The organism is Actinoplanes sichuanensis, assembly GCF_033097365.1.
Taxonomy (GTDB): domain Bacteria; phylum Actinomycetota; class Actinomycetes; order Mycobacteriales; family Micromonosporaceae; genus Actinoplanes; species Actinoplanes sichuanensis.
The window spans coordinates 10055537-10077825 of record NZ_AP028461.1 but is presented as its reverse complement, the minus strand read 5'-3'; the positions used below and the strand labels follow the sequence as shown (position 1 = coordinate 10077825).

The 22289-nt window shown below is 70.6% G+C and carries 28 protein-coding genes and 1 pseudogene; 8 read left to right on the top strand and 21 right to left on the bottom strand.

The annotated features are described in order from the left end of the window. Positions 1-20: 20 nt before the first annotated feature. The gene (locus Q0Z83_RS46275; protein ID WP_093619553.1) at positions 21-719 is read right to left on the bottom strand and encodes a response regulator transcription factor; all 699 of its coding nucleotides are present in this window, start codon (positions 717-719) and stop codon (positions 21-23) included. Positions 720-1027: 308 nt separating this feature from the next. Here Q0Z83_RS46275 and Q0Z83_RS46270 point away from each other — a divergent pair, with 308 nt between their 5' ends. Further along, positions 1028-1591, top strand: coding sequence for a CAP domain-containing protein (locus tag Q0Z83_RS46270; RefSeq protein WP_317789912.1), 564 nt, complete (start codon positions 1028-1030; stop codon positions 1589-1591). 12 nt (positions 1592-1603) lie between these two features. Here the strand turns inward: Q0Z83_RS46270 and Q0Z83_RS46265 are convergent, their stop codons facing one another. Next, positions 1604-2644 carry a UDP-N-acetylmuramate dehydrogenase gene (locus Q0Z83_RS46265; RefSeq protein WP_317789911.1) on the bottom strand — a complete coding sequence of 347 codons (1041 nt, stop codon included), beginning with the start codon at positions 2642-2644 and terminating at the stop codon, positions 1604-1606. Positions 2645-2712: 68 nt separating this feature from the next. Here Q0Z83_RS46265 and Q0Z83_RS46260 point away from each other — a divergent pair, with 68 nt between their 5' ends. The 3 genes from Q0Z83_RS46260 to Q0Z83_RS46250 all read left to right on the top strand — a co-directional run bounded on the left by Q0Z83_RS46260 (position 2713) and on the right by Q0Z83_RS46250 (position 5966). Further along, on the top strand, positions 2713-3471 hold the full coding sequence (locus Q0Z83_RS46260; RefSeq protein WP_317789910.1) for a maleylpyruvate isomerase family mycothiol-dependent enzyme: 759 nt from the start codon (positions 2713-2715) through the stop codon (positions 3469-3471). 85 nt (positions 3472-3556) lie between these two features. Next, positions 3557-4942, top strand: a complete 1386-nt coding sequence (locus tag Q0Z83_RS46255; protein ID WP_317789909.1) for a GH1 family beta-glucosidase — start codon at positions 3557-3559, stop codon at positions 4940-4942. 10 nt (positions 4943-4952) lie between these two features. Next, positions 4953-5966, top strand: a complete 1014-nt coding sequence (locus Q0Z83_RS46250) for a LacI family DNA-binding transcriptional regulator (RefSeq protein ID WP_317789908.1) — start codon at positions 4953-4955, stop codon at positions 5964-5966. A 76-nt stretch (positions 5967-6042) separates the two neighbouring features. Here Q0Z83_RS46250 and Q0Z83_RS46245 read toward each other — a convergent pair whose 3' ends face one another. The 11 genes and pseudogenes from Q0Z83_RS46245 to Q0Z83_RS46195 form a co-directional block, all read right to left on the bottom strand. Next, positions 6043-6561 carry an O-acetyl-ADP-ribose deacetylase gene (locus tag Q0Z83_RS46245; protein WP_317789906.1) on the bottom strand — a complete coding sequence of 173 codons (519 nt, stop codon included), beginning with the start codon at positions 6559-6561 and terminating at the stop codon, positions 6043-6045. A gap of 42 nt (positions 6562-6603) precedes the next feature. Continuing rightward, positions 6604-7410 carry an EI24 domain-containing protein gene (locus tag Q0Z83_RS46240; RefSeq protein ID WP_317789905.1) on the bottom strand — a complete coding sequence of 269 codons (807 nt, stop codon included), beginning with the start codon at positions 7408-7410 and terminating at the stop codon, positions 6604-6606. A 114-nt stretch (positions 7411-7524) separates the two neighbouring features. Next, on the bottom strand, positions 7525-8028 hold the full coding sequence (locus Q0Z83_RS46235) for a hypothetical protein (RefSeq protein WP_317789904.1): 504 nt from the start codon (positions 8026-8028) through the stop codon (positions 7525-7527). Between the two features lie 60 nt (positions 8029-8088). Further along, positions 8089-8973: an alpha/beta fold hydrolase gene (locus Q0Z83_RS46230; RefSeq protein WP_378079104.1), complete on the bottom strand. Its 885-nt coding sequence runs from the start codon at positions 8971-8973 to the stop codon at positions 8089-8091. Beyond that, on the bottom strand, positions 8970-9281 hold the full coding sequence (locus Q0Z83_RS46225) for a DUF2516 family protein (RefSeq protein ID WP_317789902.1): 312 nt from the start codon (positions 9279-9281) through the stop codon (positions 8970-8972). The genes Q0Z83_RS46230 and Q0Z83_RS46225 overlap by 4 nt, the downstream gene beginning before the upstream one ends. A gap of 69 nt (positions 9282-9350) precedes the next feature. Continuing rightward, positions 9351-9842 (bottom strand): hypothetical protein, encoded by a 492-nt coding sequence (locus Q0Z83_RS46220; protein ID WP_317789901.1) that lies wholly within the window; start codon positions 9840-9842, stop codon positions 9351-9353. Between the two features lie 8 nt (positions 9843-9850). Next, positions 9851-10237 (bottom strand): annotated as a pseudogene (locus Q0Z83_RS46215) (helix-turn-helix domain-containing protein); the annotation flags it as partial. A 94-nt stretch (positions 10238-10331) separates the two neighbouring features. After that, a complete protein-coding gene (locus tag Q0Z83_RS46210) occupies positions 10332-11240 on the bottom strand; it encodes an asparaginase (protein WP_317789900.1) in 909 nt (302 codons plus the stop codon). Next, entirely contained in the window at positions 11237-12070 is an 834-nt protein-coding gene (locus tag Q0Z83_RS46205; RefSeq protein WP_317789899.1) for a BKACE family enzyme, read from the bottom strand. Before Q0Z83_RS46205 ends, Q0Z83_RS46210 begins: the two co-directional genes overlap by 4 nt. Positions 12071-12089: 19 nt before the next feature. Further along, positions 12090-13118 (bottom strand): CAF17-like 4Fe-4S cluster assembly/insertion protein YgfZ, encoded by a 1029-nt coding sequence (ygfZ, locus tag Q0Z83_RS46200; RefSeq protein WP_317797313.1) that lies wholly within the window; start codon positions 13116-13118, stop codon positions 12090-12092. Positions 13119-13126: 8 nt separating this feature from the next. After that, on the bottom strand, positions 13127-13525 hold the full coding sequence (locus Q0Z83_RS46195) for a Fur family transcriptional regulator (protein ID WP_317797312.1): 399 nt from the start codon (positions 13523-13525) through the stop codon (positions 13127-13129). Positions 13526-13567: 42 nt separating this feature from the next. Between Q0Z83_RS46195 and Q0Z83_RS46190 the strand changes: the two genes are divergently transcribed. Beyond that, entirely contained in the window at positions 13568-14350 is a 783-nt protein-coding gene (locus Q0Z83_RS46190; RefSeq protein WP_317789898.1) for an aminotransferase class IV, read from the top strand. 15 nt (positions 14351-14365) lie between these two features. Here Q0Z83_RS46190 and Q0Z83_RS46185 read toward each other — a convergent pair whose 3' ends face one another. Together Q0Z83_RS46185 and mtfM are read right to left on the bottom strand one after the other, a co-directional pair. Further along, positions 14366-14965 carry an FABP family protein gene (locus Q0Z83_RS46185; protein ID WP_317789897.1) on the bottom strand — a complete coding sequence of 200 codons (600 nt, stop codon included), beginning with the start codon at positions 14963-14965 and terminating at the stop codon, positions 14366-14368. Then, positions 14962-15066, bottom strand: coding sequence for a small membrane protein MtfM (gene mtfM / locus Q0Z83_RS46180; protein WP_043533180.1), 105 nt, complete (start codon positions 15064-15066; stop codon positions 14962-14964). The genes Q0Z83_RS46185 and mtfM overlap by 4 nt, the downstream gene beginning before the upstream one ends. Positions 15067-15080: 14 nt before the next feature. Here mtfM and Q0Z83_RS46175 point away from each other — a divergent pair, with 14 nt between their 5' ends. Then, entirely contained in the window at positions 15081-15455 is a 375-nt protein-coding gene (locus Q0Z83_RS46175) for a DsrE family protein (protein ID WP_317789896.1), read from the top strand. A gap of 7 nt (positions 15456-15462) precedes the next feature. Here the strand turns inward: Q0Z83_RS46175 and Q0Z83_RS46170 are convergent, their stop codons facing one another. The 5 genes from Q0Z83_RS46170 to Q0Z83_RS46150 all read right to left on the bottom strand — a co-directional run bounded on the left by Q0Z83_RS46170 (position 15463) and on the right by Q0Z83_RS46150 (position 19632). After that, positions 15463-16401: a hypothetical protein gene (locus Q0Z83_RS46170; RefSeq protein WP_317789895.1), complete on the bottom strand. Its 939-nt coding sequence runs from the start codon at positions 16399-16401 to the stop codon at positions 15463-15465. A 24-nt stretch (positions 16402-16425) separates the two neighbouring features. Continuing rightward, on the bottom strand, positions 16426-16728 hold the full coding sequence (locus Q0Z83_RS46165) for a type II toxin-antitoxin system PemK/MazF family toxin (RefSeq protein WP_317789894.1): 303 nt from the start codon (positions 16726-16728) through the stop codon (positions 16426-16428). Further along, entirely contained in the window at positions 16725-16994 is a 270-nt protein-coding gene (locus Q0Z83_RS46160; RefSeq protein ID WP_317789893.1) for a hypothetical protein, read from the bottom strand. The genes Q0Z83_RS46165 and Q0Z83_RS46160 overlap by 4 nt, the downstream gene beginning before the upstream one ends. Before the next feature lie 119 nt (positions 16995-17113). Next, positions 17114-17569 (bottom strand): NUDIX domain-containing protein, encoded by a 456-nt coding sequence (locus Q0Z83_RS46155; protein WP_317789892.1) that lies wholly within the window; start codon positions 17567-17569, stop codon positions 17114-17116. A 149-nt stretch (positions 17570-17718) separates the two neighbouring features. Then, on the bottom strand, positions 17719-19632 hold the full coding sequence (locus tag Q0Z83_RS46150; RefSeq protein WP_317797311.1) for an ATP-dependent DNA helicase: 1914 nt from the start codon (positions 19630-19632) through the stop codon (positions 17719-17721). A gap of 155 nt (positions 19633-19787) precedes the next feature. On the opposite strand from Q0Z83_RS46150, the gene Q0Z83_RS46145 reads away from it, so the two are divergent. Next, positions 19788-20297, top strand: a complete 510-nt coding sequence (locus tag Q0Z83_RS46145; protein ID WP_317789891.1) for a DUF402 domain-containing protein — start codon at positions 19788-19790, stop codon at positions 20295-20297. Here Q0Z83_RS46145 and sigJ read toward each other — a convergent pair. Continuing rightward, complete coding sequence (gene sigJ, locus Q0Z83_RS46140; protein ID WP_317789889.1) at positions 20284-21162, bottom strand: RNA polymerase sigma factor SigJ; 879 nt, start codon at positions 21160-21162, stop codon at positions 20284-20286. The two genes, Q0Z83_RS46145 and sigJ, sit on opposite strands and share 14 nt — an antisense overlap. A 99-nt stretch (positions 21163-21261) precedes the next feature. On the opposite strand from sigJ, the gene Q0Z83_RS46135 reads away from it, so the two are divergent. Further along, the gene (locus tag Q0Z83_RS46135; protein ID WP_317789888.1) at positions 21262-22206 is read left to right on the top strand and encodes a PI-PLC domain-containing protein; all 945 of its coding nucleotides are present in this window, start codon (positions 21262-21264) and stop codon (positions 22204-22206) included. Positions 22207-22289: the final 83 nt, after the last annotated feature.

Below are 22289 nucleotides of genomic sequence, written 5' to 3'. Positions count from 1 at the left end.
GCCCGGTACGCCGGAATAGTTCAGGACTCCCCGCCCGGGCGGCGGTAGCGATAGCCGAACCCGCGCACCGATTCGATCGGTGACTCGTCCGGGTCGGACCAGCCGAGCTTGCGCCGCAACCGCAACACCGCGAACTTGACCCGTTCCTGACCGATGCCGGTCGGGTCGTCCCAGGCCTGAGTCAGCAGCTGGTTCGGCGAGAGGACCGCGCCGGCATGTCGCACCAACGCGTTGAGCAGGCGGAACTCGGTCGGAGTGAGACGTTTCTCCTCACCCTTCACGTAGACCCGGCGCTTGGTCGGATCGAGGTGCACCAGGCCGTCGTCGTAGACCTGACTGGCCCAGCTGTTCTGCCCGGAGGACGAGCGCCGTAGCAGCGCCTCCACCCGGGCCAGCAGTTCGTTGTTGGCGAACGGCTTGGTCAGGTAGTCGTCGGCGCCGCCACGTAGGCCGCGCACCTTCTCCGCCTCCTGGCCGTGAGCGGTGAGGACCAGCACCGGCACATCCGAGACGTCGCGCAGCCGCTCCAGCACCTGCCAACCGTCCATCTCCGGCAGACCGACGTCGAGCACCACCAGATCGGGGTGTTCGGCGTAGGCCTCCTTCAGCCCGGAGCGGCCGTCGGCGGCATGCGCCACCTCATAACCGGCCCGGCTGAACAGCAACCGGAGAGCGAGTGCGATGTCCGGGTCGTCCTCGACCACGAGTAGGCGACTCATCGTGTGCTCACCCTGTCCCTAACCCGCACTGGCGGCGCAAAACCACCATATAGCGTGATGTCACCGCCTATTTACGGACAGTGACAGTCTAGCGCCGGGTGCCGGGGTCCGAGCCGGTCCGCAAGGATCCGCTGTGACCGTTCAAACACGAGTCGCCCGGAAGGCCCGACAGGGACATCCCTACAGCCTGACATTTCCCGTACGGCTTATCGCCCGTTCCGCGAAAGATGTGACACGCCGCGAGCAACGGGGTGCGATAACCGTGACGGGCGATAGGCGCCCGATCAATGCGTATCCGGGAGGCACCTGTGTTCGACCTGGTGGTACGACGTGTCGCCGTGCTCGCGGCGGCACCCGCGCTCTTCGCGCTCTCCGCACCGGCTCTCGCTCAAGGACCGCTCACGCCGCCGCGCCCGCAGGAGACCCCGCCACCGACCGTCACGGCCACCCCGACCCCCACGCCCTCCCTGAACCCGGCCCAGATCCGTGCCCGCGCCGTCATGGTGCAGGTGGTCCGCCTGACCAACGAGGAACGTAAGGAGGCCGGCTGTCCCGCACTCACCGTCGACGGGCACCTGGTCACGGCTTCTCTACGGCAGAGCAACTACATGGCCAGGACCCGACTGTTCAGTCACGTCTGGCGGGACGGCTCGACCTTCGTCGACCGCAGTGAGGACTCCGGTTACCGGCAGCCGGCCGGGGAGAACATAGCCTGGGGCTATCGCAGCGCCCCCGAGGTGATGGAGGCGTGGATGGCCAGCCCCGGGCACCGGCGCAACATCCTCAACTGCAAGGCCAAGGCGTTCGGCGCCGGGGTGGCCTTCGCCGTCGACGGCACTCCTTATTACACGCAGGTCTTCGGGTGGCAGTGACCGCCGCCGCCGTCAGATAGCGCAGTCGATCAGCACCGGCTCCGGATGCAACTCGACACCGAACCTCGCCCGGACCCCGTCCCGGATGGTCCGGGCCAGGTCGAGCAGCGCCGCCGTGGTGCCGGCACCCCGGTTGGTCAGCGCCAGCGTGTGCTTGCCGGAGATGGCCACCCCGTCCCCGGCGAAGCCCTTCGGGAAGCCGGCGTGCTCGATCAGCCAGGCGGCCGGAAGCTTCACCAACCCGTCCCCGGCCGGCCAGTGCGGCGCCTCACCGATGCCCGCCAGCACGGCGGCGGGCACCACCGGGTTGGTGAAGAACGAGCCGACCGACCAGGTGTCCCGGTCCTCCGAGTCGAGCACCATGCCCTTGCCCGCGCGCAGCTTGAGCACGGTGTCCCGGGCCTGGCGCAGCGGAACCCGGTCGCCCGCCTCCGCACCCAGCGAGCGGGCCAGCTCGGCGTAGCGGATCGGGGCCGACTCGGCCGACCGGGCCAGCCGGAAGTCGACCGCGGTGACCAGGTAACGGTCGTCGTGCTTGAAGACGCTGGTCCGATAGCCGAAGCGGCACTCCTCCGGAGTCATCACCCGGATCTCGTCGGCCGCGCGGTCATAGGCGTGCACGGCCTCGATGGTGTGCGCGACCTCCTGGCCATACGCCCCGACGTTCTGGATCGGGGTGGAGCCGGCCGCACCCGGGATGCCGGAGAGGCACTCGACACCCGACAGGCCGGCGCCCACCGCGTACGACACGAAATCGTCCCAGGGCTCGCCGGCCGCGACCCGCACCAGGACGCCGGAGGCGTCCTCATCGGTGACCTCGACGCCACGGGTGCGCAGCAGCAGCACCTCGCCGTCGAAGCCGGCGTCGCCGATCACCACGTTGCTGCCCCCGGCGAGCACGAGCAGCCGCCGCCCGGCCGCCGACGCCGAACGCACCGCGCCGACCGCCTCGTCCGTATGGACCGCGGTGGTCACTGTGCCTGCGGGCCCGCCAAGGCGTAGCGTCGTGTACGCCGACAGGAATCTCTCCGGGGCCGAAGGGGTATCAGTCACGACGCCAACCCTAAGGTCCACCCGAGGGAAGGTTCACCGGCGGTCCGGCGAACGGGGAGACGACTGCGATGAACAGGTTGCACGCGACGAAGGATTTCTGGCTCGCAGCGCTGCGCGCCGACGGGCCGGCGCTCTGGGACGCCGTCGCCGAGACCGGCCCGGAGGCAGCCGTCTCCGGCTGCCCGGACTGGACCGTGGCCGATCTCGCCCACCACGTCACCGAGGTGCTGCACTGGGTGCGCAACACGGTGACCCGCGGGGTCACCGCGCTTCCCGAGTTCGCCCCGGCGCTCCCGGCGACCGACTGGCCGGAGACGCTCGACGTGCTGCGGCGGGAGCTGACCGGCACGATCGAGACGCTGGAGGCGCTCGATCCGGACTTCCCGGCGTGGAACTGGGCGCCCCAGCCGAAACGAGCCGGTTTCTGGGACCGCCGGATGGCCCACGAGATCTCGGTGCACAGGTGGGACGCCGAGTCGGCCGCGGGCCGGGCCACCCCGATCGAGACGAAACTCGCGACCGACGGGGTCAGCGAGATCCTGGACACGTGGCTGCCGGCCGGTAAGCGGCAGGGCCCGACCGATCTGCACGGTGTCGTGCACCTGGTCGGGACCGACGCCGGGCAGGAATGGTTCGTCAGGTTGCGGGGCTCCGGGATCGCTCTGCTCGACACCGGCACGATCCTGGACAGCGACGATCACCACGCCCGGGCCAAGGCGATGGGCAGCGTGAGCGACCTCCAGTTGGCCCTGATGGGCCGCAAACGAGCCGACCAACTGGCGCTCAGTGGTGACCCTCGTCTCTTCCAGGCGCTGCGCACCGGCTGAAGTTCCTGGGTCTTACCCTTGTTGGAGCGCTCTCAGGCCGTAAGATGAACCGGTTAAGTTCGGCGGATCATCAGGAGCAGATGACATGACGGCAACCGTCACGTCCACGTCGGCGCAGCCGGCCTCGACGGGGATCACCTTCCCCGAAGGCTTCGTCTGGGGGACGGCCACGGCCTCCTACCAGATCGAGGGCGCCGCGAGGGAGGACGGTCGCGGCCCGTCCATCTGGGACACGTTCAGCCGTACGCCGGGGAAGGTCCACGCAGGCCACACCGGCGACGTCGCGTGCGACCACTACCACCGGTACGTCGAGGACGTCGCCCTGATGGCCGACCTCAACCTCGGCGCGTACCGTTTCTCGATCGCCTGGCCGCGGGTCCGCCCGGACGGCACCGGCCCGGTCAACACCCGCGGTCTCGACTTCTACGACCGGCTCACCGACGAGCTGCTCGGCAAGGGCATCGACCCGGTCGTCACCCTCTACCACTGGGACCTTCCGCAGACGCTGGAGGACCGCGGCGGCTGGACCGTGCGGGAGACCGCCGAGGCCTTCGCCGAGTATGCCCAGGTCGTCTACGGTCGGCTCGGCGACCGGGTCGGCACCTGGACCACGCTGAACGAGCCGTGGTGCTCGGCCTACCTCGGTTACGGCAACGGCATCCACGCCCCCGGCCGGCAGGACCCGGCCGGCTCGCTGGCCGCCGTGCACCACCTCAACCTCGCCCACGGCCTCGCCGCCCGGGCACTGCGCTCGGCCGGCGCGCGGAGCATCAGCATCACGCTCAACCCGTGCGAGGTCTCCCCACTCGACCCGGCGAACCCGGCCGACGTCGACGCCGCCCGCATCATCGACGGCGTCGCCAACCGGATCTTCCTCGACCCGCTGCTGCGCGGCCACTACCCGGCTGACGTGCTGGAGCACATCTCCCGGATCACCGATCTGTCCTTCATCAAGGACGGCGACGAGGCGATCATCAACGCGCCGATCGACGTGCTGGGGATCAACTTCTACACCCCGTCGTACGTGTCGGCGAAGCCCGGCCAGCCGGCCGCCCTCGACTACCCGGGCAGTGAGGGCATCGCCTTCCGCAAGCCGGTCGGCCCGGTCACCGACATGGGTTGGCAGATCGAGCCGGCGTCGCTGACCCGTCTGCTCACCCGCATCCACCGGGACTACCCGGGCACCCCGCTGATGATCACCGAGAACGGGGCGGCCTACCCGGAGGGCGTCCACGACCCGCTGCGTATCGAGTACGTCGACGCCCACCTGCGGGCCTGCCACGACGCCCTCGCCGCCGGCGTCGACCTCCGCGGCTACTTCGCGTGGTCATTGATGGACAACTTCGAATGGGCCGAGGGGTACGCGAAGCGCTTCGGTATCGTGCACGTCGACTACACGACGCAACAGCGTGTGCTCAAGGACAGCGCGAAGTGGTACCGCGAGGTGATCCGGCGTAACGGCCTGGAATAGGAGCCCTTTAGTGACGACGCGGGAACGGCCCACCCTGGAAGCGGTTGCCCGTCGAGCCGGGGTGTCCCGGGCGACGGTGTCCCGCGTCGTCAACGGCTCCACCACGGTCGCGGTCGCCATCCGCGAGGCGGTCAACCGGGCCGTCGAAGAGCTCGGCTACGTACCGAACCAGGCCGCCCGCAGCCTTGTGACCAGGCAGACCGACTCGATCGCGCTGATCCTTCCGGAGACCGCGAACCGGGTCTTCTCCGACGACCTGTTCTTCCCGGCCATCATCCGCGGGGTCGGCTCCGAGTTGGAGGCGGCCGACAAGCAGCTGGTGCTGATGATGGCCGGCTCGGCCGCCGGATATCACCGGGTCGAGCGGTACGCCGTGGCCGGTCACGTCGACGGCGTCATGTTCGCCTCGATCCACGGCGCCGACCCGTTGCCCGGCCTGCTGGCCCGCCGCGGGATTCCGGTGATCTGTTCCGGCCGGCCGATGCTCGCCGACCCGCCGGTCCCCTACGTGGACGTCGACCACGCCGGTGGGGTCGCCGCCGCACTTCGGCATCTGATCACCTCCGGGCGCCGACGGATCGCGACGATAGCCGGACCGCAGGACATGGTGGCCGGGCTCGAGCGCCTCACCGGTTACCGCGACACCCTGCAGGCGGCCGGGCTGCCGTCCCTGGTGGCGGCCGGCGACTTCACCCGCGAATCAGGTGTCACCGCCATGCGCGCACTCCTCGATCAGGATTCGGATCTCGACGCGGTCTTCGCCGCCTCCGACCTGATGGCCCATGGCGCCCTGCAGGCCCTGCGCAATGCCGGTCGCCGGGTGCCGGAGGACGTCGCGGTGATCGGCTTCGACGACTTCGAGATCAGCCGCTACAGCGATCCGCCGCTCACCACGGTCCGCCAGCCGATCGCCGAGGCGGGCCGGGTGATGGCCCGCCAGATGCTGCGCCTGATCGCCGGCGACCCCGAGATCGAACCGGCGATCATCCTCCCCACCGAGCTGATCATCCGCACCTCGGCCTGACCACTTCCGGTCACCGAGCTCGTCGTTCAGCATTCCGGCGGCAGCGACCAGACAGGCGGCCGGAACCCGGTGTGGGCTACGAGTCTTCGGCAGCGACCCGGCGGGCGGCCGCGGCCGTGTCGGCGCCGAACAGGACCAGGGTCGCCGTCCGGAGGTGTTCCGGCTCGGCCGCCCGGAGCACCGTCAGCGCCCGACGAACCGCATCGTCGACCGGCCACCGGTAGATCCCGGCCGAGATCAGCGGAAACGCGATCGACTCGGCGCCGAGCTCGTCGGCGACCCGCAGCGAGTTGGCGTAGCAGGCCCGGAGCAGCTCCGACCGATCCTCGTCGGTGCTGAAGACCGGTCCGACCGTGTGCACCACCCATCGGGCCGGCAGTCGTCCGGCGGTGGTCGCGACGGCCTGCCCGGTCGGCAGCCCTCGCCCGTACTTCGAGGCCCGCAGCATCCGGGTCTCGGCGAGGATCTCCGGCCCGCCCTTCCGGTGGATCGCGCCGTCCACCCCACCCCCGCCGAGCAGCGACGAGTTGGCCGCATTGACGATCACATCGACGCGCTGGACCGTGATGTCACCCTCGACCAGTTCGATCTCCACCCGAAAACCGTAGCCCGGCCGGATCTCGGAGCGGGACGGGCGCTACAGGGACGCGGTGGTGGTGATGGTGATCGGCTTGTTCAGGGAGCGACGGGCCAGCAGGGTCGCGCCCGCAATGGCAGCCGGCATCAGGAAGACCGCGCCGAGCGGAATCAGGAACGTGGCGAAGACCGCCGCCCCGAAGCCGAGCGTCAGCGGCTTGTTGGCGGCCAGGGCCACCCGTCGGTGCCGGAGCCGCCGGCCGCGGCGCTGGAACGGGACTCCGGTCAACTCCAGGGCGAGCAGCCAGCCACCGACCGCCCCGGCCAGCACCGGGACCGCCGTCTGGCCGACCACCGGGATCAGCCCGAGCAGGAAGAGCGGGATGGCGACCAGGATCGAGATGCCGACCAGCTTGAGGGAGTCGACGAGACTGCGGCGCAGACTCTGCAGAAGGCCGACCTCGACCGCGTCGGGTACACCACCGAAGCGGTCCTCGACGAGTTCGGAGACCTTCTCGTAGAACGGGTCGCCGATCAGCAGGGTGACCGCGGTGAACGTGAGCACCGAGAGCAGCAGCCCGAACCCGAGCACCGCGATTCCGCCGATCACCCGGAGGGTGCCGCGCAGCCAGGCCGCCCAGTCGTCGGCGAACCAGGTGACCTGGGCCGAGAGGTCGGGCAGGTATCGGACCAGGAAGACCAGCCCGACGATGTAGAGGATGCCGGACAGCAGGGCCGGCACCAGTCCGAGAAGGAGCAGCCGGGGGCTGCGCAGGACCAGGCCGAGCCCGCGCCCGAGCAGTCCCGCGCCGGTGGCGAACTCACGGAAGGCCGTCACCGGCCGGGTCTCACTCAGATCACCGCTCACGTTCCGGGAGCTTAGAGCCCGGGTTCCAGTACGGACAGCGCCAGGCACCCCGGCTGGTTCTCGGTGCTGTCTCACAACCTCCGGGACAGCTCGGGGAACCAGCCGGATCTTCGGTCACTGGCGCCAGTAGCGGAAGCGTTCGAAACCGACGATCTGGTCGGACGGCGGTGCCGGCGGGAACGGGAATTCCGGCGTCGCGCTCGGATCGAGCGGGAACTCGAACGGATCGTCGGGCCCGCCGGAGACCTTCGTCGGCGTCGGCACCGGTGGGTTGGTGAGCAGCGGCGGGTCGGTGGATTCGACCGGGCGGCGGGTCGGGTCGGCGGTACGGACGACCGTGACCGTGGCGGTGACCGTGCTGGGCCCGGTCGCGGGCACCGGGGAGCCGGTCGGGTCGGCGGTGGTCCGCGGTCGGGCCGGGGCGACAGCCGTACCGCCCGGTTGATGCCCGGGGGCCGAACCGAGGGCGCCGTCGCCGCCGAGCGGGCCGCCGGGCCCGGAGGCACCGATGGTCGCCTCCCGCGCGGCCGGAGCGCCCAGCGCCCAGCCGGCCACTACCGCAAACGGCAGTCCGACGACCAGCAAAGCAAGGAAGACGGTCTTAGGGGACAAACGCACGTACGCTTCACCGGTTCGAGAGCCAGAAAAGTTACGGCTTTCGGACATAAGGGAGGGAAGTTACCGGTTCAGAAACTCCGAGATCCGGTCCCGCAGGGCGGCTCGACTGCTCCACAGCACCGCGGGTCTGTCGAACACTTCGAGCTCGGCACCCGGGAGCAGACCGGCGATCCGCTCCGCCCAGGTCACCGGATGCGTCTCGTCTCCGACACAGCCGATCACCAGTGCCCGCCCCCGAAACTCCTTGAGCAGCCACTCCTCGGTGAGCGCCGGCGCGGACCACACCGACTCGATCTCCGGGGCCAGCCCGTCGCGCTGCAACTGGTCCACCCGCTGCCGCAGGAAGCTCCAGCCGGCCGGGGTGTTGCGGACCGACGGCGGGATCTCCCGCTCGACCGCGTCGGCGATCATCGCGGCCTCGCCGGACTCGACCGAGGCCAGCAGACGCTCCAGACGCTGCACGGACACGGCCGCGCGAACCCCGTCGAGCGGAGCCGGCAGGTAGAGGACGACCCGCTCGAACCGGTCGGGATCGGTGGCGAGCAGGCGGCAGAGCGCGGCCGCACCCATGCTCACGCCCAGCGCTCGGGTGGCGCCGGTCGCGTCGGCGACGGCACGCAGGTCGGCGGCCAGATCATCGAAGGACCACGGGCCGGGTGGAACGTCGGACCGGCCGTGCCCACGGAAGTGGAAGAACACCCGGCGACCGAGGACCGCGCTGCCCAGTGGTCGGGTGCCGCCGATGTCACCGGCCAGCCCGTGGGCGAACACCGTGACCGGGTCGCCGGCGCCGGTGACGAGCTGCTCCACCCGTACCCCGGAAGGAAGGGTGATCAACTCGGTGGCCGGACCCGGCAGCGTCGGGCGACCGGTCCGCGGCCCGGTCCGGTCGACGCGCTGAAGGCGCGGCCCACCATCCGGAGGAGGCGGGCCGAACCTCGTCACCAAAAGCCCTTACCGTCCGAGATGTCCTTGAGGCCGGGACGGACGTCGAGCAGGTAGACCATGGCCACAGCGATGGCGATCATGGTGATCAGCAGCGTGTTGTAGAGGAAGCCGCTGAGCACCAGGAGGACCGCCAGGATGCCGGCCCACGCGCCTTTCGGGAGCGTGCCGAGAGCCTGGAACGCTGGGCCGCGCTGGGTCAGGCAGTGGATCAGCGCGACCGCCAGGAGCCCCATCGACAGGAGCATGACGATGACGTTGATCCAGAGGACGACGTATCCGTAGAAGAGCGGCGCAGATGTGCCCATGAGAGAGAGTCTATGCCGCGGGCCCCGGCAAACGCCGGGGCCCGCTGGTCATGACAGATCAGTGTCGAGTCACTCGGCCGACGCGGCCGGCTTGGCGCGCTTGCGCGGCTTCGGCGCGGCCTCGACAGCCTTCGCCTCCTCGACGGCGGCCTCGACGGCCTTCGGCTGCTCGGTCGCCTCGATGTCGGAGTTGACCACGTCGGCGGCCTCGACCACACCGGTGCCGACCACGCGCTCGCCGCGGGCGACCAGCTCGTTGTAGACGGCGATGGCGCGCTCCTGGGCGACCTGGGCGAAGTTGACCGCGGCGGTGGTCGCGCTGTCGCGCAGGGCCACGAAGTCGGTCTCCTGGGCCTTGCCGCGCAGCTCCTGGGCCTTGGTGCCGAACTCGGCGGCCTTGGTGCCGGCCTGCTCGTTGTACGACTTCAGCGAGGCGGCGGCGCGGTCGCTCAGCTCGTTGAGCACGGCCGGCAGCTTGCGGAGCTGCTCGTAGGCGGCGTCACCGGCACCGGCGGCGGCGTACAGCGGGGCGGGGATCTTGGTCTTGGTCTGCTCGGTCATTTCTGCTCCTCAGCGTCTGCGGCGGGCGGCGTTTCTCGCACCGGCTCGGATCGTGCGTTCTCGTTGCGGAACGTCTCGTAGATCTGCGTCAGGGACTGCTTCTGCGCGATCGTGAGCTCCGGGTCGACCGCGATGGCGGCCAGCACGCCCTGCTGGCCCTCCCCATCGAGCAGCCCGGCCCGCAAATACATCGCGGGCGTCGACACTCGCAAGGCGCTGGCAATCTGCTGTAGCACCTCGGCGCTCGGCTTTCGCAGGCCACGCTCGATCTGGCTCAGGTAGGGGTTGCTCACCCCGGCCTTGTCGGCGAGCTGCCGGAGCGAGATCTTCGCGGTCTGCCGCAGGTCTCGGATGAAGGTTCCGATGTCCTCGGGGAGGTCCTTTGGCGTGGCCATGCTTCGACGTTAGCCCCGGGTGCTAGCTCCTGCAAGCAGAATGCTTGCAAAAGCTAGCGTGAACCGAGTCACCCTGAAGTCGCCCCCTAGGGGCTCAGAAGACCGCGCGAACCTCGCCCACCGGGCGGCCCCCACCGAGAACGACCTCCGGCAGGTCCGGAACGTCCAGGCCGAGACGACGTAGGGCGGCGAGCAGCACGGGTACGCGAGCCCGCGCCGACCCGTCCGAGATCTTCAACGCGACCGCCCCGGCTCCGGCCACGGCGGCCGCGTGCACGCCGTCGGCGCCCCGCTTGACGATCAGGCCGGGCACCGCGCCCATCAGCACGGTGTCCTCCGACCCGGTTCCCGCCACCAGCTCCGGGTGCGCCCGCATCGCGTCGGCCACCCGGCGTTCCGGGGTGCCCGGCTCCGCCTCGACCAGGTGCAGGAAGGCACGGGCCAGCCCGTTCGGTGAGATCGCGAAGATCGGCGCACCGCACCCGTCCACCCCGAGCGCGGCGATCGGCTCACCGGACAGCCGGCTCACCGCGTCGGCCAGCGCCTTCTGCAGCGGGTGGTCGACCTCCAGGTACGACTCCAGCGGCCAGCCGTTGACCACACAGGTGGCCAGGAAGCCGGCGTGCTTGCCGGAGCAGTTCATCAGGATGCGCTCGGGCTCGCCGCCACCCCGGAGCCAGTCCCGTTGCGCCGTCTCGCCCAACGGCAGGTCGGCCGGGCAGCGCAGCGCCTCCGGTCCGAGCCCCGCCGCGGCCAGGATGGCGCGCACACGTTCCACGTGGAACGGTTCGCCGTCGTGACTGGCACTGACCAGGGCGAGATCGGCCTCCTCGCGCGGGACCAGCCCGGCGGTCAGCAGACCCACGGTCTGGAGTGGCTTGTTGGACGAACGGGGAAAGAACGGCGTGTCCACGTCACCGAAGCCGGGCTGACCATGGATGGCCACGACCCCGTGGTGGACGCTTTCCACGAAACCCGACCGGACCACCTCGGCGACGATCATCGGGCTGGGACTCCGAGCAGCTCACGGGCCTGGGCCGGGGTCAGCGGCGGGCGCTGGGCGAGCTGGGCGAAACCGACGGCACGGGCCACCAGCTGCATGTTCGACTCGACGGCGCGGCCCTTGGCGTACGTCAGGGTGTCCTCCATGCCGACCCGCAGGTGCCCGCCGGCCGACAGCGACGCCAGCATCACCGGCAGGGTGCTGCGGCCGATGCCGGTCGCCGAGAACGTGGTGCCCGCCGGCAGGTCACGGATCACCCGCTCACAGGCGACCAGGGCGGCGGCCGTCCCGGGCATCCCGCCCGGCACGCCCATCACCAGGTCCACGTGCACGTGCCCGCCGAACGGCAGACCGTATTTCCCGAGCAGGCGCTGCAGGCTGGTGAGCTGGCCCAGGTCGAAGATCTCGTACTCCGGCACGATCCCGCGCTCCTGCATGCGGGTGTGCAGGTCGACGATGAACTCCCAACGGTTCAGGAACACGTCGTCACCGAAGTTGACGGTGCCCATCGTGCAGGACGCCATCTCCGGTTCCGCATTGAGAACGGCCAGCCGGTCCGCCTCCGGATCATGCACCGAGCCGCCCGAGGACAGCTGCACGATCAGGCCGGTCGCCTCCCGCAACCCGGCCACCGTGTCACGCAGCCGGCCCTGATCGAGGGTCGGGCGGGCGTCATCATCCCGGATGTGGACATGAACGATCGAAGCGCCCAGCGCCTCGCACTCCTTGGCGGTGGTGGTCAGCTCGGCCAGGGTCACTGGCAGGGCCGGCGCATCCACCTTCTTGCTCTCCGCGCCGGTCGGGGCGACGGTGATCACAGTCCCGGTCATGCCCGCATCCTGCCATGACTCATTCCGGGTCGATGGCGGCTGCCGACTCCCCCACGGTCAGACGGGCATCATCCGGCACATTGCGCTTCAGCACCGCCAGGGCGACCATGCCCAGTTCGTGATGACGGACCGCGGTGCCGACGAAACCGACCGCGCGGCCGTCCAGCTCGACCGCCGTACCACGGGCCGGTGGATGATCGGTGGCCACCCCGTCCAGGTGCAACAGGACCTGGCGGCGGGGCGGACGGCCCAGGTTGTGCACCCGGGCGACCGTCTCCTGGCCGCGGTAGCAACCCTTGTCCAGGTGCACGCCCGGGGCCATCAGCTCGATCTCGGCCGGGATCGTCCGGTGGTCGGTCTCCCAGCCCAGCCTCGGCACGCGGTGCGCGACCCGGACCGCCTCGTAGGCCCAGAGGCCGGCGCGCTGCACGCCGAGCCGCTCGATCACCGCGTCCTTGGCGGACCTCGGCACCAGCAGGTCGACCCCGAGCGGCACCCGGCGAGCCAGTCCGCCCTCGTATGGCCGTACCGAATAGATGCTCGTCGCCCGAGCCGGAACGGACCCGGCGGCGAATCTCGGACCCGGCACCGCGCCCACCTGAGGGGCCGCGAGGTCCGGGAAGAGCTCCGCCGCGCCCGGGCCGACCAGGGAGAGGACCGCCAGCTCAGCGGTCGCGTCGCGCGGGTCGACGCGGGTGAAGAACCGCATCATCTCCAGGTATTTGAGCAGGCCCGCACCGGCGCCCGGCTCGGTGTCCAGCCAGGCCGTCGTACCGTCCTCGGTGACGTAGGCGTGCTGCTCGACGTGCCCGTTCGGGGAGAGCACCAGCAGCTCACTGCCCTGATCGGCACCGAGCGTCGACAGGTGCTGGGTGGTCAGCGTGTGCAGCCAGCTCGCCCGCTCCTCGCCGGGAACCGCGATCACCTCACGGTTCGACCTGTCGACCAGGCCGACACCGGTCTCCAACAGGCGCTGCTCGCGCATCGGGTCGCCGAAGTGCGCCGGCACCCCGGCATCGGCCGAACCCGGCTCCAGGTCCTCGACCATGACGGTGGTCACTCGGCCTCCTTGCAGCTACCGCAGACTCCGAACAGCGACACGTGCCCCACATCGACCCGGAAGTCGCGCTCGCCCAGCAGGCGATCGGTCACCGGCTCCATCACCACCGGATCGACCTCGGCGATCGAACCGCACGTCCGGCACACCAGATGGACGTGCTGATCCTCGCCGGCCGCGTGATAAGTCGGCGAACCGTGCGACAGGTGGGTGTGGTTGACCAGGCCCAACTCCTCCAACAGCTCCAGGGTCCGGTAGACCGTGGTGATGTTGACCCCGGCGGCCCGCTCACGGACCGCGTTGTGCACCGACTCGGGTGTCGCATGACCGAGCTCGTGCACCGCTTCGAGGATCAGCTGGCGCTGTGGGGTGAGTCGCAGGCCCCGCTCGCGGAGCATGGCGGCTAGCGATGTGGCGGACACCAGACGAGCATAGTTCGGGTGAACGACCGGATCCTTGTCGCGCCCACCGACCTTCTCGGCGACGGCGTCTTTGAGACGATCGACCTGCGGGAGTCCGGGCCGTGGCTGCTCGACCAGCATCTTTCCCGGCTCGCGTCGTCGGCGGAGATCCTCGGGCTACCCGCGCCACCACTGCCCTCGCTCCGCGACCGCATCGCGGCGACGACCGAGGTCGGCGCGCTACGCATCATCTACACCCGGGATGTGTTGCACGTCTCGGTCTCGCCGGTGCCGCCGGGGGTGCTGCGCGAACGCCACGACGGCATCCGGGTGATCAGCGCGGATCAGGGCGTCTCGGTGCGGCGTCCGCCGTGGTCCGTCTCCGCGGCCAAGTCACTGTCCTACGCGGAGAATTTCGCGGCCCGGCGCTGGGCGGCACGGCTCGGCGCCGACGACCTCATCTGGCTTTCCACCGAGGGGTACGTACGGGAAGCGCCCACCGCATCAGTCGTCTGGCTGGCCGGCGGCGAGTTGTGCACGGTCCCACCGGCGGAGGCCGGAATCCTGCCCGGCATCACAGCCGCCCACCTGCTGTCGCTGGCGCCGTCGCTGGGCCTGGCCGCCGCCGAACGGATGGTCACCCGGCCCGAACTGGCCGCCGCCGACGCGATCTGGCTGGCATCGTCGCTGCGTGGCCTGGCCGAGGTGGTCGCACTGGACGGTGAGTCGCGCCCGCGCTCCCGGTGGACGCCCCGCCTCCTGGCCGCTCTCGGTTTCCCGGCCGCTCTCAGTGCGGTCCCGGACGAGCGGGGACAGCACTGAGAGCCGCCTTTGACTTCAGCCGCCGATGCGGAGCAGACGTGCCGACATGTGTGGCTTCAGACCGCTGTTGTCGATGGCGAGCTCGTGCGCGTAGAGCAGCGCGCCCTCGACGATCCCGAACAGCCGCTGACCACCCGTGACGTGCAGGCCGGACGGCGTATACGCCACCGCGTCGGCCACCATCTCCAGCCGGGTCGTGGCCGCTTTGCCCAGGTAGAGCTCGGCCACGCCGTCCGGCCGGATCATCGTGGCCTCCATCTCGTCGCCCGGCCGCCCGTCGACCAGCACCGGACGCCAGAACCCGGACTCGACGAGCGCCTGCCCGATCGGCTTCGACTCGTCGTCGAGCAGCCAGGCCCGCGACTCATAGCGTAGGAACGACCGGCCGTCGTGACTGAGCCGGATCTCCTGAGCGAAGTTGTAGTCGTCCTCGAAGGGGAACCCGCCCTGCCCACGCCCACGCCACAACCCGACGAACGGCAGCAGCCCGAGCAGCGACGGATGCAGATCCGGGCCGGACCGCAGGTCGTGGGTGTCCTCATAGGGGTAGCCCTCGACCGGTGGAGCGTTGAGCCACGGCGGCGGGCCCAGCGGGTTTTCCGTCTCGTTGCTCACCAGCGTCCCCTCGAAATGCGCATTGCCAGATAGCCGAAGCCGCCGGCCAGCCCACCGAGGGCGGCCACCAGCAGACTCACGAACCCGATCTCCGTAACCATGACCGGCCCATCTTATGCTGGCCGGTATGGCACGTTTGCTGGTCGTCAAGGCCACCGCCGGAGCCGACGCGCCGGAGCGCTGCAACCAGGCGTTCAACGTGGCGAGCACCGCCGCGGCCGCCGGAGTCGGCGTGTCGCTGTGGCTGACCGGCGAGTCCACCTGGTTCGCCCTGCCCGGCCGGGCCGCGACCTTCCGGTTGGCCCACGCCGCCCCGCTGCCCGACCTGCTCGAACTCCTCCTGGAAGCCGGCCGGGTCACCGCCTGCACGCAGTGCGCGGCCCGCCGCGAGATCACCCCCGCCGACGTGATCCCGGGCATCCGGATCGCGGGCGCCGCGGTCTTCGTCGAGGAGATCATGTCGGACGGAGCCCAGGCTCTCGTCTATTGACCGGCTTTCAGCCGGCCCGACACCCGGTGGTCACGCTGACCCGATAACGCCCCTGCTCCACCGTCACCACGACCGATTCGGACCCCACGCGGTACGCCCACCCGCCCGCGTCCGCCCAGACCGGCACCGTCCCCTCCGGCACACCACGCGGCCCGTCGTCAGTGCCGGCCGGCCCGGCGTCCCGCACGAAGGTGGAGATCGTCCCCCCGCCCGCACAGACGACCGCCCTGCTCTCCCCCACCGAATTCCCGCCTGTCGCCCCGGGCGGGCTTCCGCTCGGGCCGGACGTAGCGGCCGGGCTTCCACTCGGGGTGCTCGGACCGGGCGGGCTTCCGGGGTCGGCTGCGGTGATCTCGGTGACCACGGCGTCGAGCGTCGACGGCACGGGACCGGTGGCCGGGTCGGCCCGGTCGAGATCGTCCACGCCGGGGCGACAGCCGGTGAAGACGCGCAGTCGGAGCACCTGGTCGGTGGAGTGCGCCTCGGCGTCGACCCCTACGCTCTCCCCGGCGTCGGCGAAGAACGACAGCCGGGTGCCCCCGCGTGTGTCGACCACTCCGGCCCGGTATTCGGCGGGCAACCGGGCGGCGACCGTGTCGAGCGTCGTCCGCGCGTCACCGTCCGGCACGTAGAGGGTCACCTCCCGGCTGACCTCCTGCCCGTCCCACACCGGGGTGATCGAACACTTCTCGACCCGCAACGCACCGAGACCCAGCACCCACCGCTCGTCCTGGGCGGCCGCGACGACCGCCCCCGAGGCGGCCCGGAGCACGGCTGAAGCCTGCCCGACATCCCGCTGCTCGGGCACGGTGGGCGGATCGTTGCGCACCGACCAGAAGACCGCCGCGAGCAGCACCACACCCCAGACCCCGACCACGACCGGAAGCCATCGCCGCCGCGGCCCCGGACCTTGCGGCGGCGGATACCCATACTCCGGCCCCGTCACGGCAGCCATGGTGACACGCAGCGCTCAGAGATCGAGCGCCGCCCGCAACGCGATATCGACACTCTCCTGGCTTGCCTGGTCCAGGGCAGTGAACCGTGTCGTGAGATATGTCTTGCTCACCTGACCGACGCGATGGGTGAGAAACGTCCCCAGTGGCTTGCCCTCGCTGTCGTGCACCGACGGCATGATCAGATCGGGCGCGTGAACGTCGGAGATGGGAACGACGAGCACCCCGTCATTGCGACCATTGAGCACGTCATTTCCGACGATGACGACCTTGCGCTCATGGCCGAGACGAACCACTGTCCAAACCTCTCCTCGCCTCACGCCGCGTCCTGGTCGAGAATGCGATCGAGAGCCGCGTCCTCCCAACCCGGTGGCTCGTCGGGGTGCAGCCTGCACTGCTCGGCGCTGGTCTCGGCCGCCTCCACGACAGCCTGCTCCCAAGCCACTCGAGACAGCCACTCGGACAGCGACACACCTTTGGCCTGGGCCGCGGCTCGGGCGGCGAACAGCGCCTTCCTCGCCAGATCCACGGTCACCGGCTCGGTTTCCCGAGCTCGACGCGATGCCTCACTCTCGACGCCAGCCATGTGCCCACGGTATGCCGCGATGCTGATGGACGCACTGGATGAACTCGAAAAGCCCGACCCTCTTCTCGTCATGGAGCTAGTTTAAGCACGCCTACTAGTCGTGGCGAAATCGGCGAGCCTCATCTTTGCGGATGACCGGCATGAGACCTACCGAGGGCGGCGTATTCGGGGGAGGCTAGGAAGCGTTCGATGATCTCGGCGCTGCCCGGGGTGAAGGGGCGGTCCAGTACCTCGGCGGCCGGGATGAAGAGCATCGCCGCGCCCTCGCCGAGGACCACGTCGTCCTGGACCGCGGAGGTCGTACCGAAGAAGTAGCTCTTGACCCGGCCCTGATGACCGCCCTGGGCGGGTAGCTCCTGCTGCGCGAAGAGCCGCAACGGCCCATCCGGCCGCAACCGGGTCTCCTCCCACAACTCGCGGACGGCAGCCTCCTCAGCGGTCTCCCCCTCCTCGACCGCGCCACCCGGCAACCCCCACACGTTCGGGCAGTAGGCCGCCTTGTCGTCCCGCAGTTGTAGAAGCACCGCCCCGGTCCGGTCGACCAGGAACGTGCACGCGATCAGCAACAAACCCATCACCCATCCAGCCGTAGTCCCGTTGACTGCCGCCCATCCTCGCCGAGCGCCACAAGCTCACACCCGACCGCTCGGCAGACCGCACGCCGATCTGGTGAAGTTCCACGGAGACGGATGCTGAACGTGACCTGCTCACCGGGGCGGGTGGGTCAGGTGTCTGCCAAGCGGCGCAGGGCTCCCTCGGCGACGTCGGGACGAGTGGTGTACCAGAACGGGGGCAGGGACTTCCGGAGGAAGGAGCCGTAGCCTCGGGCCGTCTCCAAGCGGGAGTCCAGCACCGCCACCACCCCCTTGTCGCCGGTGGAGCGGATCAGACGGCCGACGCCCTGGGCCAGCCGGACCGCGGCGATCGGGACGCTGACCGCGGAGAACCCGGAGCCACCGGAAGCGTCGACCGCCGCGGCGCGGGCGGCGGCCAGCGGCTCGTCGGGGCGCGGGAACGGCAGGCGGTCGATGACCACCAGCTGGCAGGAGTCGCCGGGGACGTCGACGCCCTGCCACAGGGACATCACGCCGAACAGGCAGCTGGCCCGGTCCTCCTTGAACTTGCGGACCAGGATCGGCAAGGTCTCCTCGCCCTGCAGCAGGATCGGCAGGTCGGTCTTGGCGCGGAGCAGCTCGGCGGCCTGGGTCGCGGCCTTCCTCGACGAGAAGAGCCCGAGAGTACGCCCCCCGAGTGCCTCCACCAGCCGGAGCAGCTCGGCCCCGGCCGCGTCGGGCAGGCCGGAGGCGGCCGGCCGGGGCAGGTGCGCCGCGACGTACAGAATGCCCTGTTTGGGGTAGTCGAACGGGGAACCCACGTCGAGCGACGTCCAGCCGTCGCCGGAGGAGGGCGCGCCCGAGGCCGGGCCGGGCGCGGAGACCGGCAGGCCGAGTGAACGCGCCACCGTGTCGAACCGGCCGCCCAGGGTCAGCGTCGCCGACGTGACCACCACGGTCCGGTCGGCATACAGGTTTTCCGACAGGGTGCCGGCGACCGAGAGCGGCGCCACCACGAGCGCGCGCCGCCCGGTGCCCATGTCGGATTTCTCCACCCAGGCGACGTCGTAGGAGTTTTCCTCCAGCAACCGCTGCGAGGTCGTGGACAGCTCGTCGAGAACCGCCTTGGCCTGCTGTTTGCCGACCGGGTCGGGATCATCCGACTTGATCTCGCCGATCGCGGTGAGACCGGCCCGGGTGGCCGACTCGACCATCGAGACGGCCAGCCGGAGCCGCTCGGGCAGGCCGTCGGTGAGCCGCCCGGCCGGGATGTCGGCGAGGCTGACGGTGAGCGCGTCGGCCGCCTCGGCCAGGGACTCGGCGGCCGCGGGAGTGATCAGGGTGCGGGAGCGGCGGCCGGCCCGCTCGACCACCTCGGGGGTGATCTCGGCCTGGGCCGCCGAGGAGACCCGGTCGGCCAGCTCGTGTGCCTCGTCGACGATGAGCAGCTTGTGCGGTGGGACGATCTGCCGGCCGGCGATCATGTCGACGGCGAGCAGGCTGTGGTTGGTGACGACGATGTCGGCCTCGCGGGCCCGGGCGCGGGACGCCTCGGCGAAACACTCCGCACCATACGGACAACGGCCGGCGCCCACGCAGTCACGTGCGGGCATGGACACCTGACGCCAGGCGAGGTCCTCGACGCCGGGGTCGAGCTCGTCACGGTCACCGGTCTGGGTCTTCTCCGACCACTTCCGGATCCGCAGGATCTGCTTGCCGAGCCGGGCACCCTCGCCGAGCCACTGGCCGGCCTTGGGAGCGGCGGGCTCGGCGTCGAAGAGGGTGTCGGTGGGGCCCTCCTCGTCGGCGTGCTCCAGCTTGGCCGCGCAGAGGTAGTGGTGCCGGCCCTTGAGCACGGCGAACGTGGGTTTGCGCCCGAGCACCGGCTGCACCGCCTCGGCGAGCCGGGGCAGGTCGTGCTCGACCAGCTGGTTCTGCAGGGCGAGGGTGGCGGTGGAGACGACCACCGGACCGTCGACGAGCAGGGCCGGTGTCAGGTAGCCGAGACTCTTGCCGGTGCCCGTGCCGGCCTGGACGAGCAGATGCTCCTTGTCCTTCACGGCCTTGTCGATCGCCTCGACCATGGCCTGCTGGCCGGGGCGGGCGGATCCGCCGGGGACGGCCCCGACGGCGGCGGCGAGAATCTGCTCGGCGGTTGCCTTCTTCTTACTGGCTGGGGGCACGGAGGAACCGTACCCGCCACCACCGACATATCCGGGTCACCGCTAGGGTGCAACCCATGCCGAGCGAGATGGTCCGGGTCATCTACACGAAGTACGACGGTTCGGCGCATCGTGACTACCCGGCCCGTCGTCTGGCCGAGGACGACCTCGGTGTCTGGGTCGGCGTGACCCGGGGCACCGCGTCGGTCTACCACGGCCGCCCCTCGGTCGAGCAGATCCCGTTCGTCCTGCTCATCCCGCATCACGCCTGGTGGACGGGGATGTTCAACCCACCCCCGCGGACCAGTGAGGTGTATTGCGACATCACCACCCCGGCCCGCTGGGAGGGTGACACGGTTCACATCATCGACCTGGATCTGGACGCGGTCCGGCGCCGCGAGACCGGTCTGGTGGAGCTCCGCGACGAGGACGAGTTCGCCGAGCACCGGGTCGCCTTCGGTTACCCGGACGACCTGGTGGAGCACGCGTTCGCGGCGTCCCGCCATCTGATCACGGCGCTCGGCGACGGCACCGAGCCGTTCGCCTCGCACTACCGCAAGCACCTGCTCGAGGTCACCCCCAGCTGATCTTCTCCGGGTTCTGCTGGTTGAAGATGCCGGTGATCCGGCCGTCGTCGACCGCGACCGCGCTCACCACGACGAGCCGGCTGCCGTCCGGGCGGGTGCCCTGCAGCATCATCGCGGCGGAGCCGTTGACCACGACCGGTTCGGCCTTGAGATCGGTGAGATCGGCCAGCTTGTGCGTGAGCAGCCCGACGAAGAAACGGGCCACCTTGTCGGCGCCGAGTACGGGACGCAGGGCGGTGCGGACCATTCCGCCGCCGTCGCCGATGGCGACGACATCGGGTGCGAGCACGGCGGCGAGGGTACGCATGTCGCCGCTCTGTGCCGCGGCCAGGAACGCGTCGAGTACCCGTCGCTGTTCGGCCAACCCGGCGGTGTGCCTGACGCCCCCTTCGGCGACGGCTTTGCGGGCCCGGGAGGCGTGCTGTCGGGCCGCCGCCGGTGTGCTGTCGAGCACCGCCGCGACCTCGTCGAACGGCACCGCGAACGCGTCGTGCAGGACGAACGCCACCCGCTGCTCGGGGGTGAGCCGCTCCAACACCACCAGCAGGGCGACGCTGACCTGATCGGACAGCTCGGCCCGGTGGGCCGGGTCGGCGTCCGGCTCGATCACGAAGGCGGGCAGCCACTCACCGGGGTACGCGGTACGGCGTACCCGAGCGGAATTGAGCTGGTCCAGGCAGATCCGTGCGGTGACCGTGGTGAGCCACCCCCGCGGATCCCTGATCTCCTCGCTCTGCTGCGCGTAGCGCAGCCAGGCCTCCTGGACCGCGTCCTCAGCCTCGGCGCGGCTGCCGAGCATGCGGTAGGCGACGGCCATGAGGTACGAGCGCTGGTCCTCGAACTCGACCGCGGACGGTGACGGCATGACACGAATTCTGCGCGACATTCCCGGTCTACGGGTATCAGCTGTGCCACAGTATGAATTACCCAAAAAGTACGAATCGGACGGTGCGCGGTGCAGGACATGGCGACAATCGCGGGCGGCCTGGCCGGGCTGGCCGGAGCCGGCGGCGCGGTCTCGGTCGCGTACCTGCGCCGGATCCGCCCGTTCCTCGCCACCGGACATGCCCTGACCGGCCCGGACTCGACCGACCCACTGCCCGCCGTGCTGCGGCTCGGGCTGGCCGGCATGACCGTCCGGGTGGTGCCCGGCCCGCACGGCGAGCTGTACCTCGGGCCGGGTGGGCCGCAACCCGGCCGTACCCTGCGCCGGCTGGTCCTGGCCCCGCTCTTCGCCCGTGCCCGGGCGGCGGGTGGACGGCTGTGGCGGGACCAGCGGGCGCCGTTCCGGCTGGTGATCGAATTCGGCGGGGCGAGTCGCGACCCGGAGACGCTGCTGCGCGCCTACCGGATGCTGGACCGGCAGCTACGCGACCACGCGGGCCTGCTCAGCCGGTGCCGAGACGGTGCGCTCACCCCCGGCGCGGTGACCGTCACGGTGACCGGCGTGATCGACGTCCGCGAGCTGCTCACCGCACAGACCGAGCGGTACGCGTTCGCCGACGGCACCTTCGACGACCTGGGTTCCCGCTCGGCCCCGCCGGAACTCGCCCCGATGGTCAGCGAGTCGTGGTCGCGACGGTTCGGCTGGGACGGTCGTGAGCCGATCACCGCCGAGGAACGGCACCAGCTGCACGCACTGGTCCGGGCGGCGCACTCGGATGGCCGTACCGTCCGCTTCTCGGGCTTGTCGGACGGCTCCCGCCGGGCGCGCGCCGCGGTCTGGACCGAGCTGGGCGCCGCGGGTGTGGACGTGATCGCCGACACCGACCTGACCGGACTGGCCCGGCATCTGCGCCGCACCCCGACCGCCGGCACGCCGCTGCCACACGTTCCGACCAGGGCGGTTCGCCGTTCCGCACCGCGCCCCAACGCGCCACGTTCAGTGAATCGTCACGAGGCGGTTTAAGGGCCGTCGCGAAGGGTGAACCCGCGTGGACCGATAGCATGCGTTCGGAGATCCATTCATAAAGCCCGTCGATCGAGGTCCGC

Excerpts from the sequence above, each read along its gene's own strand:
- Q0Z83_RS46275 (WP_093619553.1), bottom strand. The coding sequence starts at position 719 with ATGAGTCGCCTACTCGTGGTCGAGGACGACCCGGACATCGCACTCGCT.
- Q0Z83_RS46260 (WP_317789910.1), top strand. The coding sequence starts at position 2,713 with ATGAACAGGTTGCACGCGACGAAGGATTTCTGGCTCGCAGCGCTGCGC.
- Q0Z83_RS46255 (WP_317789909.1), top strand. The coding sequence starts at position 3,557 with ATGACGGCAACCGTCACGTCCACGTCGGCGCAGCCGGCCTCGACGGGG.
- Q0Z83_RS46225 (WP_317789902.1), bottom strand. The coding sequence starts at position 9,281 with ATGGGCACATCTGCGCCGCTCTTCTACGGATACGTCGTCCTCTGGATC.
- Q0Z83_RS46220 (WP_317789901.1), bottom strand. The coding sequence starts at position 9,842 with ATGACCGAGCAGACCAAGACCAAGATCCCCGCCCCGCTGTACGCCGCC.
- Q0Z83_RS46210 (WP_317789900.1), bottom strand. The coding sequence starts at position 11,240 with ATGATCGTCGCCGAGGTGGTCCGGTCGGGTTTCGTGGAAAGCGTCCAC.
- Q0Z83_RS46205 (WP_317789899.1), bottom strand. The coding sequence starts at position 12,070 with ATGACCGGGACTGTGATCACCGTCGCCCCGACCGGCGCGGAGAGCAAG.
- ygfZ (WP_317797313.1), bottom strand. The coding sequence starts at position 13,118 with ATGGTCGAGGACCTGGAGCCGGGTTCGGCCGATGCCGGGGTGCCGGCG.
- Q0Z83_RS46195 (WP_317797312.1), bottom strand. The coding sequence starts at position 13,525 with ATGCTCCGCGAGCGGGGCCTGCGACTCACCCCACAGCGCCAGCTGATC.
- mtfM (WP_043533180.1), bottom strand. The coding sequence starts at position 15,066 with ATGGTTACGGAGATCGGGTTCGTGAGTCTGCTGGTGGCCGCCCTCGGT.
- Q0Z83_RS46175 (WP_317789896.1), top strand. The coding sequence starts at position 15,081 with ATGCTGGCCGGTATGGCACGTTTGCTGGTCGTCAAGGCCACCGCCGGA.
- Q0Z83_RS46160 (WP_317789893.1), bottom strand. The coding sequence starts at position 16,994 with ATGGCTGGCGTCGAGAGTGAGGCATCGCGTCGAGCTCGGGAAACCGAG.
- Q0Z83_RS46155 (WP_317789892.1), bottom strand. The coding sequence starts at position 17,569 with ATGGGTTTGTTGCTGATCGCGTGCACGTTCCTGGTCGACCGGACCGGG.
- Q0Z83_RS46150 (WP_317797311.1), bottom strand. The coding sequence starts at position 19,632 with ATGGTCGAGGCGATCGACAAGGCCGTGAAGGACAAGGAGCATCTGCTC.
- Q0Z83_RS46145 (WP_317789891.1), top strand. The coding sequence starts at position 19,788 with ATGCCGAGCGAGATGGTCCGGGTCATCTACACGAAGTACGACGGTTCG.
- sigJ (WP_317789889.1), bottom strand. The coding sequence starts at position 21,162 with ATGCCGTCACCGTCCGCGGTCGAGTTCGAGGACCAGCGCTCGTACCTC.
- Q0Z83_RS46135 (WP_317789888.1), top strand. The coding sequence starts at position 21,262 with ATGGCGACAATCGCGGGCGGCCTGGCCGGGCTGGCCGGAGCCGGCGGC.